The sequence below is a fragment of the Methanoculleus oceani genome (assembly GCF_023702065.1).
Classification (GTDB): Archaea; Halobacteriota; Methanomicrobia; order Methanomicrobiales; family Methanoculleaceae; genus Methanoculleus; species Methanoculleus oceani.
In genome coordinates, this window is record NZ_QFDM01000003.1 from 172,542 (window position 1) to 186,462 (window position 13,921).

The following is a 13,921-nucleotide window of genomic DNA, read 5'->3' on the forward strand; positions in this document are numbered from 1 at the left end:
CCTCTCCCGGATAAATGCCATGCACGCACCGGGGTTCTCCTGCAGGAGCGGTCGGAATGCCGGGAGGCCAAAGGAACCGCCCGTGCGGGGACGCGGGGGAACCTGAACCTCAATCACCCGTATAATCGTCGGGTTTGACAAACGGATGACGCATAGGTTCGATATTTTTCGTAGTCAACCATCAATTTATCTCTCATTCCCGCTCATATGCTGCTATATGGCACCGAACAGAAGAAGGAACAGGAACTACATCCTCGCGGTGGCATCGCTGCTCGTCATCGTCGTGGCGTGCATCGTCGCCGCAGGATGTACGTCGACGCCCGGTGCGGCTGCCGGGCTCGCCGGGACGTCCTGGACGCTCGCGAGCCTCGCCGGTGAGGACGGCAGTATAACGCCGGTTCTCGACGACACGGCCGTCACGGCCGCCTTCAGCGTTGACGGCAGGGTCGGCGGGTCGGCCGGGTGCAACCACTACAGCGCGGGCTACACCGCGGAGGGCGCGGACCTCACCATCGAACCGGCCGTAAGGACCGAGATGTACTGCATCGACCCGCCCGGCGTCATGGACCAGGAGGATCGCTACCTCGCACTGCTCACCGAGGTCGCCTCCTACCGGGTGGAAGACGACCTGTTGATCCTCGCCGACCGCGACGGTGCCGACCTGCTGATCTTCGAGCAGGTCGTCCGGACGCCCAACCTCCCGCTCGTCGGGACGGAGTGGGTGCTTGAGTCCTACAGCACCGGGGGAGACGCAATCTCTTCGCTCGTCGGCGGCACGACGATCACCGCGCAGTTCGCGGCCGACGGGACCGTCACCGGGAACTCCGGGTGCAACCACTACGGCGGGGAGTACGGCCTTGACGGAACGAAACTCTCGGTCTCCTCGCTCTACAGCACCCTGATGTACTGCACCGACCCGGGTGTCATGGAGCAGGAGGCGAGGTACATGAGTCTCCTTGGAAACGTCTCCTCCTACCGGGTGGAGAGCAACCGCCTGACCCTCACGGACGAGACGGGCACCGACCTGCTCGTCTTCGTGCAGGCACGGGAGGTGCCGCCGGCACCGCTCGCCGGGACCTCATGGACGCTTGAGTCCTACAGCCTGAACGGAGAGACGGTCTCCTCGGTGATCGTCGGAACAACGATCACGGCGGAGTTCTCACCGGACGGAAACGTCACCGGCAGTGGCGGGTGCAACAGTTACGGGGCCGGCTACAAGGTCGACGGCATGAGCCTCTCGGTCTCCTCGCTCTACAGCACGAAGATGAACTGCAACAAGCCCGAGGGCCTCATGGAACAGGAGAACAGGTACTTCAACCTTCTTACGGCGGCAACAGGCTACCGCATCGAAGGAGACCGGCTCGACCTTCTCGATGAGGACGGAACGGGCCTGCTCTCCTACCGGGCGGAGCGCGGGGATCGGTCCTGATCGATCCTTCGTTTCCGGCAACGAGGGGTCGGTCGGAAGAAGCCGGGCCCTGCTCGATTTTTCTCATTTTACCGCATCCGGGCGCCCATCTCTCCCGGCGGGGCCGGCTCGGGACAGCGGCAGCGGATCGACGCCGCTTCCTTCCATGCCTCAGGGAGAGGGCGATCGAGCGAATCTCGATGTAAATGGGGTAGTTTTTCTTCTCTCGCCCCCTACGCCTACCCGTGGTAACGATGGGGAGAGACGGGCACAACACACTCGCGAAGGCCGCGTTCCTGATCATCGTGGCGGCATGCCTCGTCTCGGTCGGCTACTCCGGCGGGACGGGTATGCCCCCCGACGATGCCGGCCGGGTTGCCGAACCGCTTGCGGGGACGGCGTGGAACCTGATCGCGTTCCGTGCCGATAACGGCTCCGTCATCGCGTCCCAGAACGGGGCGGAGCCGCTCATCATCTTCGGCGAGAGCGGCACGCTCACGGGGTCTGCCGGGTGCAACCTCTACTCCGCCACCTACCGGATCAACGGTTCCGCCATCTCGGTGGAGCCGGTCGTCGCCACCGCGGCATACCCCGCATCGGAACAGGGGCTCTCGCAGCAGGAGAGCAGGTACCGGGAACTCCTCGTTGCGGCTGCCTCATACCGGGTCGAGGGCGACGAACTGGTGATCTCCGGACCGTCAGGTAAAGAACTGCTCGTCTTTCTGCGGGCGGAGCAGCCCGAGAGCGTGCCGCTACTCGCGACGACATGGCAACTGACCCGCTACACCACCGGCGGCGGCAGCGCCGTCGCATCCCCGATCCCGGGCACGAACGTCACCCTGGCGTTCGATCCCGACGGCACGCTCTCCGGATCCGCCGGGTGCAACGCCTACTCGGCCCCCTACCGGGTCAACGAGACGGGGATCGCCGTGGAGCGGGTCATCGCGACGAAGGCCTCCTGCTCCGAACCGGCAGGGATCATGGAGCAGGAGGGTGCCTACCTGGACCTGCTCCGGTCGGCGGCGGGCTACCGGATCGTCGGGGGTACGCTCGCGGTCATCGACGGCAACGGCAGGGCGATCCTCTTCTATAAGGCGGAGCCGTAAGGAGGAGGGGCCTTCCCGGACCCCAAAAAGAGTTACGCCGCCGGGAGGGAGGAGTGCATCTGGGCAAAGACCCATGCATGGCCCGTCCCGCGGAGCACCGCCGTCAGCCGCCCGTTCAGGGTCTGCGGGGCACCGTCGGCGACGACGCGGCAGGCCATGTCGGCCATGACCCAGGCGACCGTCCCTTCGGCACCGATACGGACGTCGGAGAACTCAAGCGCGATCGTCTCCGCCCGCGCAAAGTCGCGCTCAAGGTGCCGGCGATATGCCTCCTTCCCGATCACCTTCTCATCGGCGCCGGTCCAAAAACCCCGGAAATCGGGATCGGTGAGCGCCATTATGCCGTCGACGTCTTTCCCTGCCATAGCCTCCGCCATCCGCCGGAGCACCGCCATGATCTGGTCCCGTGTCTGTTCGCTGACTCGCATGAAGGGTACTCTCGCCGAAAGGCAGATGTTCTTTTCGCGTATGCGTCACGCGAGGTTCCGTCCCTTTCCTGCCGAACCGGGATACGCGCGGAACTCCGGCGATCGGGCGGCCCGGATGAGGCTTGCGACACCGTCGTCCGCGGCAAGTTCCTGTCGGATCAGGAGATCGCACGACTCGTACCCGAGCGGGGTGAACCGGAGCCCTGCCTCCTCTGCCGTGCGGGCCGGGCAGACGCCTGCGTCTGCAAACCCGTTGCCGACGGCCGCGGCGACGGCACCGGGCGTCCGCACCTCGTGCTCGTATCCGGCAAGCCGGCCGGTATCGATACCCTGCCGGTCCAGCCACGCATCGAAGAAGACCCGCGCCGCCGTGCCTTTCGGGCGGTTGACGAACCGGAGCGACTCAAGGCTGCCTGCATCGAGATCGCCGGCCGACGCGATCCCCAGTTCCGTCCGGGCAATCTGCACCCGCAGGAGGTCTACGTCCGGCAGGTACCGGAGCACCCGGTCGTTCCAGGCCGCTTCAGTCTCCGGGAGAGCGACCGAAGCCGCGTGGCAGGTCTTCGCCCTGACGGCCAGCACCCCCCCCATCGTCGAGGCGTTGCAGCAATGGAGCAGGTAGCCGGCATCCGAGAGGCGGTTTCCAAGCTCGTTGAGAGCGGGAATGCGCTCGCCGACACAGACAAGCGTGCGGGCGATCGAGGCCGACGGGACGGTGAGCCGGACGCGCACCTCTTCGCCCGCCTCGATCCCCTCACGAGCGGCAGGGATGTGAAGGTAGCCGTTTGCCCGGACCACCGCCATCTGGATGCCACCGCCCCGGGGATGGGGGGTCACCCAGCAGGTGCCGTCCACGCGCCCGACCGAGACCGGGACAAACTCGTCGAACCCGAGATCGGACGCCAGCCTCTTTGATAACCGGACGGCCAGCTCCTCGCCCGGGAGCGGCGAGAGCCCCCACCACGCGAGGAGGTTCCCGGCAACCTCGCGGAGAACGGTCTGTGCGGCGACCGGATATCCCGGCATTCCGAGGACCGGTTTGCCGCCGACGTTCGCGAGCAGCACCGGTTTTCCCGGCCGGACCGCGATGCCGTGGAAGACGATCTCCCCGAGCGCGCCGACGACGTCCCGGGCGAAGTCCCGGGTGCCGGCCGACGAGCCTGCCGAGAGGATGACGAGGTCGTTCTCAGCAACCGCCTTCTCTACCACCTCCCGGATCATGTCCGGGTCGTCGGGAACGATTTCGTAGCGGCGGCAGGTCGCCCCTATCCGGGTGAGGTAGGCCTCCGCCATGAGGGTGTTGGTCTCGATTGTCTGGCCGGGCGCGGGCGCTACGCCGAGCGGCACGAGGTCACTCCCCGTCGGGACGATGCCGACCCGGACCGACCGCACCCGAACCCCGGTTATGCCGTAGGTCGCGAGCGCGCCGATATCGAACGGCCGGATACGGTGGCCTTTCGAGAGGACGAGTTCGCCGGCCCGGATATCCTCGCCGGCACGCCGGACGTGCTGTCCGGATGCGGCGGACTTCCGGATCCGGGGTATGCCCTCTTCGTCCCAGGTATCCTCGATCATGACGACGGCATCAAACGACACAGGGAGCACCTCGCCGGTATTGATGCGGGCATACCCGGCAAGGGGCAGCGGCCGCTGGTCCTGCGCCCCGAGGGTATCCCCGCTCTTTACCGCGTAGCCATCGAACTTCGCGATGTCGGCCGTAGGAACGGAATACTCCGCGTACAGGGGCTCGGCCGTCACCCTGCCGACAGCCTGGCGCAGCGGCACGGTCTCGACATGGTCCCGGGGGGGAAACGCCTGCCGCATCGCCGCGAGCGCTTCCGGGAGCGGGGTGAGGTTCAGGTAACGGCGTGACATGTTCCGACTCCAGTGTAATTATTTCTCTATCGATCGTGGCCGGGAGCGAACCGTGCAGTCAAAGAGCGACGCCTCGCCGGCCGCAAGGATCGCGTCGACGCTCTCCGGGACAGCCCTGAGGCAGAAGACCGCCTCCACTCCCGGGCCGGCAAAGACGTAGCGGGTCTCTCCCCGGCATCGCAGCCGGCGATTTCCCGGGCGCGCGCCGGTGATCCCGATGAGCGCGTCGGCGATGCAGGGATCGGCGCCGAGCGCGACCGATACCTGCGGCGCCGAGAGGTCGCGCTCGAGGACGCGCGTCGCCGCCTCCGCGACCCGACGCAGTCCCATCCGGTCTGGTAGGGCTTGAGGTCGATCACCGGCGTCCCGTCGATCAGGTCCACGTTCGCGAGCAGAAGGAACCGCCCGTCCCGCACGCCGTGCAGCCGCACCACCGAGACGGAAAGGGGGTTCGGCCTCACCGGCGAGCGGAGGGAGAAAACGCCCTTCTCCGGGAGGTCGCCCGAGACCTTCCGGGCCACCGCCTTCAGGACTTCCCGGTCCGCCTCGTGCATCCAGCAGACGAGGATCAGGTGCGAGTTCTCCTCGACGCCGAGGAGCGCCCCGGCGTAGTCCGGAAAGGCCTCGATCTCGGCATCGACGCCCTGGACAGGCATGTCGCTCCGGGAGCGGATGTCTGAATGCACGAGCCCGATAGGGAAGAGTTCCATGCGGTGCCTTCTGTGTTGACGGGATATACGCCCTCTCCCGCAGGGAGAGGGAAATCCCTTCAGTACGCTACCTTCTCGTAGTAAGACTGTGACCGGCAGTCCGCACAGGCCCCGCTGACGAGCATGTTGTCGGGAACCATCTCGCCGCAGATGGAACAGATTGCGGACTTCCAGGGCCATTTCTGCGGCACCTTCACCCGCACTCTCTCGTACGAGAGTATATCGCGCCCTGCATCGATGACCTCGTCAATCAGCGCGATACCCCGGGTTCTCGGGTCGAAGAGCGGGTCTTTGGTGTACCAGAGAGCGAACGTCGGGTACCGTCCGATCTTCTCGCCGTCGACGAAGACCCGGATCCCGTTCACGTACGGGGCTTCGGCCGGTCCGTTCATGGTGATGGCGAACTTCCCGATCGGGATCACCCGGAGACGGTGGTTGCCGGTCGTGCAGTGAGCGATAACCTGCAGGGGGTCGGGCAGGCACTTCGTGGTCTCGCAGACGGCGTAGATCTTCTCGCCCTCGGGAGGGTTCAGGAGTTCTAAGGCATAGTCCACCATGAAGACCCCGACCAGAAGCCCGGGGGCCGCGAAGGTATGAAAGTCGATACATCTCCGGAAGTAGTCGATCAGTTCCGGAGTGGAGCCTTTGGACTTGAGCCGGGCCTCGATGTCATCCCAGGTATGATTCAGTCTCGGTTGCACGGAAGAATATATGATCAAGGTTAGTTGTAAATATTTTGGCCAAGTAAACTAGATTTAATTTACATAAACAAGCCAGATATGGCATATTACCAATTGTGTGTTGTGTAATCGCATAAGAGCAGACACCATGGCGATTAATCGGTATGCATGGGATGCGATTTTATAAAGATCAATTATACCACCTAACATAACGGCAAGTGTTAAAATAATAAGTTTAAATTTATATACTACGGCGTCGAGTAAAACTATTGTGAGCATGTCCGTCCTTCCTGACATGCTTGGCAACCGACGTTGAATGCAACAATCGGGAGAATGTGAATGACAGAAACCAATGGAAAGTTACGCTACGTTCCCACGACCTGCCCATACTGCGGCGTAGGGTGCGGACTTAACCTCGTGGTGAACGACGGCAAACTCGTCGGGGTCGAACCCCTGAAGAGGACGCCGGTGAACGAGGGAAAACTCTGCCCCAAGGGTGCCACCTGCTGGGAGTTCGTGCAGAGCCCCGACCGGCTGACAAAGCCGCTCATCAAGAAGAACGGCAAGTTCGAAGAAGCGACCTGGGACGAGGCCTACGACCTGATCGCTTCGAAGTTCAAGGAGACTTACGAGAAGTTCGGGCCGAAGTCCCTCGGCTTCCAGGTCTCGTGCCGGACCCCGAACGAAGAGTGCTACATCATGCAGAAACTCGCGCGGGTGGCCTTCAAGACCAACAACATCGATAACTGCGCGCGTATCTGCCACGGGCCGTCCGTCGCAGGGCTCTCGCTCTCGTTCGGCTCAGGTGCCGCGACGAATCCCTTCGAGGACCTCTTGAACGCGGACGTCATCTTCATGATCGGGGCGAACTCCATTGAGGCGCACCCGCTCGCCGGCCGCCGGATAGTCCAGGCAAAGAAGGCGGGCAAGACGATCATCGTCTGCGACCCGCGCTACACGCCCACGGCGCGCCTTGCCGATGAGTATGTTCGTTACAACCCCTCGACCAACATCGCCCTGATTAACTCGATCATGTACTGGATCATCCAGGAGAACCTCCATGACAAGGAGTTCATCGAGAAGCGGACGACGGGATTTGAGGACCTGAAGAAGACCGTGGAGAACTACGCGGAGGTCGAGTCGATCACCGGCGTTCCGACCGAGCGGGTCAAGGAGATCGCGCGGATATACGCCAAAGCCAACAGCGCGGTGATCATCTACTGCCTCGGCATCACTGAACTCACGACCGGCACGGACAACGTCCGGTCGCTCGGGAACCTCTCGATGCTCACCGGCAACGTCGGCAGGCCGGGAACCGGTGTCAACCCGCTCCGTGGCCAGAACAACGTCCAGGGCGCCTGCGACATGGGTGCCTACCCGAACGTCTTCACCGGCTACCAGAAGTGCGAGGACGACGCCACCCGCAAGCGGATGGAGGAACTCTGGGGCGTCACCGGGCTTGCGAAAGAGTATGGCGTGACCCTGACCGAACAGATCACCCAGTGCGGCGACCCGATCAAAGCGATGTACATCTTCGCGTTGAACCCGGTCGTCTCCTACCCCGACTCGAACCACGTCATGCGGTCGCTTGAGAAGCTGGACTTCCTCGTCGTGCAGGACATCTTCATGACCGAGACGGCGCAGTATGCCGATGTTATCCTGCCCGGAGCATCCTTCGCCGAGAAGGACGGGACGTTCACCAGCGGCGAGCGGCGCGTCAACCGTGTCCGCAAGGCCGTGGATACACCCGGCGACGCAAAGGAGGACTGGCAGATCTTCGTCGACCTCGCCCATAAACTCGGACTCCAGGGCTTCGACTTCAACTCGCCGGAGGATATCTGGAACGACGTGCGGCGGGTCACTCCGTCGATGGCCGGTATCAGCTACGAGAGAATGGAGAAGCCGGAGTCCGCGCACTGGCCCTGCCCGACCCTGGAGCACCCGGGAACCCCCATTCTGCACCGCGAGAAGTTCTCGTCGGCCGACGGTCTCGGACACTTCTTCGGTATCGAGCACCGGCCGCCCGCGGAGGTCGCCGACGCCGAGTATCCGTTCACCCTGATGACCGGACGTCTGCTCTTCCACTACCACACCCGGACCCAGACCGACCGCGCGAAGCTCCTCCACCACGAGGTGCCTGCAGGGTTCGTCCAGATCAACAACGACGATGCCATGCGGATGAATATCCGGAACGGGGAGAAGATCAAACTCACCAGCAGGCGCGGTGAGGTCGAGACCCTCGCGAAAGTGACCGACGAGGTCGCGCCCGGCGTGCTGATGATGACGATGCACTTTGGGGATGCAGCCGCGAACATGCTGACGAACACCGCTCTCGACCCGCTCTCCAAGATGCCGGAGTTGAAGCACTGTGCTGTGAAGGTTGAGAAGATCACGGGGGTGCAGTAAGATGGCAGCAAAGGGAGATATGGTATATGCCTGGACGACGAGCCCCGATATCGCCAAGGTGGCGGAGTGCGGCGGCGCGGTGACCGGGCTTCTCAAGTATGCCCTGGAGAACAAGATCGTCGACGCCGTGCTGGCAGTCAAAAAGGGCGTGGACCTCTACGATGCGGTCCCCACAATCATCACCGACCCCGCCGAGATCGGACAGACGGCAGGCTCGCTCCACTGCGGGACGCTCCTGATCTCGAAGCTGGTCAAGAAGTACCTGGACGGCGCCAATGACATGCGCATTGGGGTGACGGTGAAGGGCTGCGACGCGATGGGCCTCTACGAGCTCGCGAAGCGCAACCAGGTCAACCTGGACAACCTCCTCCTGATCGGCGTCAACTGCGGGGGGTCCGTCAGCCCCGTGGCCGCCCGGAGGATGATCGCCCAGAAGTTCGGGGTCAACCCCGACGACATCGTCAAGGAAGAGATCGACAAGGGCCAGTTCATCATCGTCACGAAGGACGGCCAGCACAAGGGCATCTCGATGGACGAGCTCGAAGAGGAAGGCTTCGGCCGCCGCAGCAACTGCCGCCGGTGCAAGATGAAAGTCCCGCGCCAGGCGGACCTCGCCTGCGGCAACTGGGGTGTCATCGGCGATAAGGCCGGCAAGGCCACGTTCGTCGAGGTCTGCTCCGAGAAGGGTGCAAACCTCCTCAATGCGGCCGTGAAAGCCGGAGCGATCGCCTCCGAGCCCGCGAACCCGAAGGGTATCGAGATCCGCGGCAAGGTCGAGAACGCGATGCTGAAGCTCGGCGACAAGTGGCGGGCACGCTACTTCGAGGGGCTCGGCGAAGGGAAGGAACGCCTGGAGAAGATCATGGAGGACACGTCCCGGTGCATCAAGTGCTACGCCTGCATCGAGAACTGCCCGATCTGCTACTGCGTCGACTGCAGCACGAAGAAGACCTACCTGGTGCCGCCGGGAGAACTTCCTGTGCCGTTCATGTTCCACCTGATCCGGTTCGCGCACATCTCCGACTCCTGTGTCAACTGCGGCCAGTGCGAGGAGAACTGCCCGATGGAGATCGCGAACTCGCTCTACATGCACTCCCTGCAGACGGATATGGAGAGGATGTTCGGCCACACCCCGGGTGTGGATATGAACCTTCCGATCCTCGCGCTCGTCGAGGAGAAGGCGGAGCGGGAGCGGCTCTCCGCGACCGGCAGCGACCAGATCTTCAACGTGTTCGAGTAAGCGACGCGTGCCCCGAAGGGGCAGGCGGAGTTCGAGAAAATTGCGCAGCAATTTTCGAGGGCGATGCTCCGTCAGGAGCAGAGTCCGAGCACCGCCAAACACACACCGTTGCGCCCGGCCGGATCGGCCGGGCGTGTAACGACCACTGAACAACCATCTTGAGTCCCAAAAAAACCTCACTTGCGCCCGTGCCGGGGCGCAAACGTGTGTGCCTGGCAATACCCGGCGGCGGGAGAGCCCCAAACTTCTCTCCCGCTGTCGGGCAGCCGTAAAAGTCCTTTTTGTGCATCCATTCAACGCTTTTACATGGGGTTCGCCCGGCAGTGTGTCTGGGCGGAAGACCAGGGGCAGCCACCGGTATCGTCTAGTCCTCTCCCGTGCATGATCTCTACAGAGAATCGATCCCGCCCCGGGGTGATCCGGCGGCGCGTGCGGCATACGTGAAGTGAGGAACCATGTTTAAGAAAATCGCCTGTATCCGTATCGGCGGCGGGCAGGTCACCCGGGCTGCCGCCGAGGAGGCGCCGGTTGCGGTCTTCGTCAACGGCCGGCACCTGACGACCGTTGCCTTGAGCCCCGGCGGGTTTGAAGACTTCATCACCGGCTACCTCTACACCGAAGAGATCATCAGGAATGCCGGCGAGATCGAGTCGGTCAGGATCGAGGAGAACCGGATAAGCGTCCTCACGAAGAACATCTTCAAGCGGGTCAGCGTAAAAAAGACCATCCTCTCCGGGTGCGGCGGGGCCGTCTCCTACATCGATACGCAGAAACTGCCCGCGATCGACTCCGACCTCACGGTATCCGTCCCGGAGATCGAGGCCGCCGTCGCCGCTCTCAGAGCGCCCGGCATGCTCGATGCGGTCGCTCTTGCCACGGGAGGCCGCATCGTCGCCTGTGCAGAAGACCTCGACCGGCACAACGCCCTCGACCGGGTGATCGGCCGGGGCTTGCGCGAAGCCCTTGACTTCTCCAGGACGTTCGCCGTCGGCACCGGGACGGTCACCTCCGAGATGGTCCGCAAATGCCTTGTGGCGAACATCCCGGTGCTGGTCTCCACCGGACCCCCGACGGCCCTCGCCGTGGAGATCGCGGAGGAGACCGGGCTCTGCATCGTCGGGTACGCGGGAACCCCGGAGATGGCGGTCTATACGCACGCGGGAAGGATAGCGGAGTAGTCCCGGCCTCACCGGCCCCGGCTGATCTCGCCGACGGCCGCAATGAGGAGGTCGATCTCGTGCTCGGTCGTGAAGGCTGCCATACTCGCCCGAACCGTCCCCTCCGGGAGGTTCAGGTGCTCCATCAGCGGCTGGCAGCAGTGGTGTCCCGACCGCACCAGGATGTCCGCATCCTCGTCGAGCATCTGTGCGGCCTCCTGCGGGTGGACGCCGTCGAGGGTGAACGAGACGACCCCGATCCGGGCTCCCGGCCTTCTCCCGGCATAGACCGTGACCCCATCTATTGCGGAGAGCCCCTCGATCAGCCGGGCGGTCAGGCGCTCCTCGTGCCGGTGGACCCGCTCCATCCCGATCGCCGAGAGGTAATCCACGGCGACCCCGAGCGCGATCCCGCCGCCGATGTTCGGCGTCCCGGCCTCGTAGCGCTGGTAGCCCTCCGCCGGCTCATACCCCTCAGCCGTCACGCTCGCGACCATGCCGCCGCCGAGGGTCGGTGATTCGAGGAGAAGATCCCGCATCCAGAGGACACCGGTCCCGGTCGGCCCAAACATCTTGTGCCCCGCGAAGCAGAGGAAGTCGCAGCCGAGACTTGAGACGTCGACCGGCATGTGCGGCAGCGACTGGGCTCCGTCCACGAGGAAGAGCGCGCCATGCTCCCGGCAAAGCCGCGCGATCTCTTCAACAGGCGTCGTCACGCCGAGGACGTTCGAGGCGTGGGTGACGGTGACGAGCCGGACGGCGCCTCCGGCCAGGGTCTCCTCGAGCGCGGCAAGGTCGAGCGAGTAGTCGGCGTCGATCCCGATCACGTCGAGCGCGACGCCCTGTTTTGCAAGCGCTCTCCAGGGGAGGAGGTTTGAGTGGTGCTCGAGGATGGTGGTCACCACGCGGTCCCCCGGCTTCCAGGAGAGGCCCTGCGCGACCATGTTGATCGCGTCCGTGGCGTTCTTCGTAAAGACCGTCACCCCCGCCTCCCCGCCGATGAACCGGGCCACCTTCTCGTGGGCGTGCCAGTAGCGCTGCGTCGCGATCCGGGTCAGGCGGTGAACGCCCCGGCCGACGTTGGCCCGGTAGCGGTGTTCGAACTCGACGAGCGCCTCCACCACCGGTTCCGGCGAGAAACTCGTCGCCGCATTGTCCAGGTAGACGATGTCGCCGAGGATCGGGAAGTCTCCCCGGATCTCGTCCGGGGTAAACTCGTTCTCTGCCGGCGTCGCCGGCTCAGGCGTTTCCAGAGTCTTCGTTGTAGCCACCTCCACGCTCTTCTGGACCGGGGTAGCCCGGCTTTCCGGGGTAGTCCGGCTCTCCGGGGTAGCCCGGCTTTCCGGGGTAGTCCGGCTCTCCGGGGTAGCCCGGCTTTCCGGGGTAGTCCGGCTCTCCGGGGTAGCCCGGCTCTCCGGGGTAGTCCGGCTCTCCGGGGTAGCCCGGCTCTCCGGGGTAGCCCGGCTCTCCGGGGTAGTCCGGCTCTCCGGGGTAGTCCGGCTCTCCGGGGTAGCCCGGCTCTCCGGGTCCTCCCGGAGGGTGAAGTCATCGTTCAAGGGGATGCCCCGGTCCCTGCAGACCTCGCGCATCTTCGGGGGCAGCGCCCGCCACCGCCAGAGTCCCCACCGGTGGTAGGCGTCCGGCATCCCTGTCTTTCCCGCCCACCTGATAAGGAATTCGTCCCAGCGATCCGTCAGTTCCGGGTGCATCTCCCGGAGCCCCTCGTACTCGCTCTCGAGCACCGCCGGGCAGGTGTAACAGCCTATCCGTTCGAGGCCCTTCTCGTAGAGCGGGTTCATGGGGGCCTCCTGCCACCAGAGGTAGAGAAAGACCTCGAGCGCCCGCCAGTTCCTGATCGGCGAGATGTTCAGTTGCAGGGGGTTTGCCGGGTTCTGGCTCGTCTCGTCGAGGTCGGCACGGTTCCAGGACTCGTACCAGCGGTTCCCCTGGATGGTGACGCAGGAGCCGAGCCCGGCGAGGTAAATCTTCAAGGGGTGGAGTTTCAAGAGTTTGCAGCACCAGCGGTGGTCCTTCCCCGGCGGCCCCGCCTTCTCGACCGCCTGGAAGAAGTCCCCGCCTTTCCGCACGATCTCAACGCCCTGGGACGCCACGAACTCCACGGTCTCGGGGAGTTCAATCCCGGTGTCGATGAAGAACGCCTTCTCTACCCCCGCCTTTCGTGCAAGGTGGAGGACGGCGGTGCTGTCCTTGCCGCCGGAGAACGAGACGTTCACGCACGGCCGGTCGTTCATGTGCTTCTTGATTGTGCGGATCGCGTTCCGCTCGAGGTTCTTCAAGTGGTAGCGGTTCTTCTCGATCACCACGTCCCAGTCCGGGTCGGGCCGGGTGCGGGGCTCGACGGGGACGAGTTCCTTCACCCGGACCTGCCCGTCCCTGACGATGCCGGTGCCGAACCGGTTCCTGTAGGATACGATGACCGTCCCGTCGGGCACGGGGGTCGCCAGGGGGAACCGCTTCCCGCCGATACGACCCTTATGGGCGCTCACGGCGGGCTCGGTCTCGAGATCGACGATCCCCCGGGTTGCATGCGGCAGGATGTGCGGGAGCGCCTCGGGGGCGATATCGAGGCTGAACTTCCGGGTGATGGGGTCGAACGAGAGCCAGCCGAACCGGTCGCCGTGCACGATCACGAGATCGGTCCGGTCGACGCCGCCGGTCTTGTTCAGGAGCACGACGTGGGGCAGGGGAATATCGCCGAACCGTTCGGCAAGAAGGCGCCGGATGAGGGCCATGTCGGCGGCGAGGGCAGGCCGGACGTCGTGCGGCTGCAGAAGCTCGATCTCCCGGACTCTCGTCTTGCAGGCGCAGGTGCGCCCGATGAGGGGGACGTTGCACTGGTCGCACCAGTAGAGGAATTTTTTGACTGCCGGTTCGCGTATCACTTGAAGAA

Annotated in this window: 10 protein-coding genes and 1 pseudogene; 5 read left to right on the forward strand and 6 right to left on the reverse strand. The window is 64.4% G+C overall.

Annotation, left to right across the window (positions count from 1 at the left end; translation table 11 throughout):
* The first annotated feature begins 217 nt into the window (after positions 1-217).
* Both DIC75_RS10560 and DIC75_RS10565 read left to right on the forward strand, forming a co-directional pair.
* Positions 218-1,429 carry an META domain-containing protein gene (locus tag DIC75_RS10560; RefSeq protein ID WP_250988003.1) on the forward strand — a complete coding sequence of 404 codons (1,212 nt, stop codon included), beginning with the start codon at positions 218-220 and terminating at the stop codon, positions 1,427-1,429.
* Between the two features lie 233 nt (positions 1,430-1,662).
* On the forward strand, positions 1,663-2,514 hold the full coding sequence (locus DIC75_RS10565; protein ID WP_250988323.1) for an META domain-containing protein: 852 nt from the start codon (positions 1,663-1,665) through the stop codon (positions 2,512-2,514).
* 32 nt (positions 2,515-2,546) lie between these two features.
* Here DIC75_RS10565 and DIC75_RS10570 read toward each other — a convergent pair whose 3' ends face one another.
* The 5 genes and pseudogenes from DIC75_RS10570 to DIC75_RS10590 form a co-directional block, all read right to left on the reverse strand.
* A complete protein-coding gene (locus DIC75_RS10570) occupies positions 2,547-2,942 on the reverse strand; it encodes a nuclear transport factor 2 family protein (RefSeq protein WP_250988004.1) in 396 nt (131 codons plus the stop codon).
* Positions 2,943-2,987: 45 nt separating this feature from the next.
* A complete protein-coding gene (locus tag DIC75_RS10575; protein ID WP_250988005.1) occupies positions 2,988-4,817 on the reverse strand; it encodes a molybdopterin biosynthesis protein in 1,830 nt (609 codons plus the stop codon).
* A gap of 18 nt (positions 4,818-4,835) precedes the next feature.
* The gene (locus DIC75_RS10580; protein ID WP_250988334.1) at positions 4,836-5,147 is read right to left on the reverse strand and encodes a formylmethanofuran dehydrogenase subunit E family protein; all 312 of its coding nucleotides are present in this window, start codon (positions 5,145-5,147) and stop codon (positions 4,836-4,838) included.
* 41 nt (positions 5,148-5,188) lie between these two features.
* Positions 5,189-5,527: pseudogene (locus DIC75_RS10585) on the reverse strand (TrmO family methyltransferase domain-containing protein); the annotation flags it as partial.
* Positions 5,528-5,586: 59 nt separating this feature from the next.
* The gene (locus DIC75_RS10590; RefSeq protein ID WP_250988006.1) at positions 5,587-6,228 is read right to left on the reverse strand and encodes an FmdE family protein; all 642 of its coding nucleotides are present in this window, start codon (positions 6,226-6,228) and stop codon (positions 5,587-5,589) included.
* Positions 6,229-6,546: 318 nt separating this feature from the next.
* Between DIC75_RS10590 and fdhF the strand changes: the two genes are divergently transcribed.
* From fdhF to DIC75_RS10605, 3 genes are all read left to right on the forward strand, one after another.
* Positions 6,547-8,613, forward strand: a complete 2,067-nt coding sequence (fdhF, locus tag DIC75_RS10595) for a formate dehydrogenase subunit alpha (RefSeq protein WP_250988007.1) — start codon at positions 6,547-6,549, stop codon at positions 8,611-8,613.
* Position 8,614: 1 nt separating this feature from the next.
* Entirely contained in the window at positions 8,615-9,853 is a 1,239-nt protein-coding gene (locus tag DIC75_RS10600) for a Coenzyme F420 hydrogenase/dehydrogenase, beta subunit C-terminal domain (RefSeq protein WP_250988008.1), read from the forward strand.
* Positions 9,854-10,308: 455 nt separating this feature from the next.
* Entirely contained in the window at positions 10,309-11,031 is a 723-nt protein-coding gene (locus DIC75_RS10605) for a formate dehydrogenase accessory sulfurtransferase FdhD (RefSeq protein ID WP_250988009.1), read from the forward strand.
* 8 nt (positions 11,032-11,039) lie between these two features.
* On the opposite strand, the gene DIC75_RS10610 is transcribed toward DIC75_RS10605, so the two are convergent.
* Complete coding sequence (locus DIC75_RS10610; RefSeq protein ID WP_250988010.1) at positions 11,040-13,913, reverse strand: aminotransferase class V-fold PLP-dependent enzyme; 2,874 nt, start codon at positions 13,911-13,913, stop codon at positions 11,040-11,042.
* Between the last annotated feature and the right edge of the window lie 8 nt (positions 13,914-13,921).

Excerpts from the sequence above, each read along its gene's own strand:
- DIC75_RS10560 (WP_250988003.1), top strand. The coding sequence starts at position 218 with ATGGCACCGAACAGAAGAAGGAACAGGAACTACATCCTCGCGGTGGCA.
- DIC75_RS10565 (WP_250988323.1), top strand. The coding sequence starts at position 1,663 with ATGGGGAGAGACGGGCACAACACACTCGCGAAGGCCGCGTTCCTGATC.
- DIC75_RS10570 (WP_250988004.1), bottom strand. The coding sequence starts at position 2,942 with ATGCGAGTCAGCGAACAGACACGGGACCAGATCATGGCGGTGCTCCGG.
- DIC75_RS10575 (WP_250988005.1), bottom strand. The coding sequence starts at position 4,817 with ATGTCACGCCGTTACCTGAACCTCACCCCGCTCCCGGAAGCGCTCGCG.
- DIC75_RS10580 (WP_250988334.1), bottom strand. The coding sequence starts at position 5,147 with ATGGGACTGCGTCGGGTCGCGGAGGCGGCGACGCGCGTCCTCGAGCGC.
- fdhF (WP_250988007.1), top strand. The coding sequence starts at position 6,547 with ATGACAGAAACCAATGGAAAGTTACGCTACGTTCCCACGACCTGCCCA.
- DIC75_RS10600 (WP_250988008.1), top strand. The coding sequence starts at position 8,615 with ATGGCAGCAAAGGGAGATATGGTATATGCCTGGACGACGAGCCCCGAT.
- DIC75_RS10605 (WP_250988009.1), top strand. The coding sequence starts at position 10,309 with ATGTTTAAGAAAATCGCCTGTATCCGTATCGGCGGCGGGCAGGTCACC.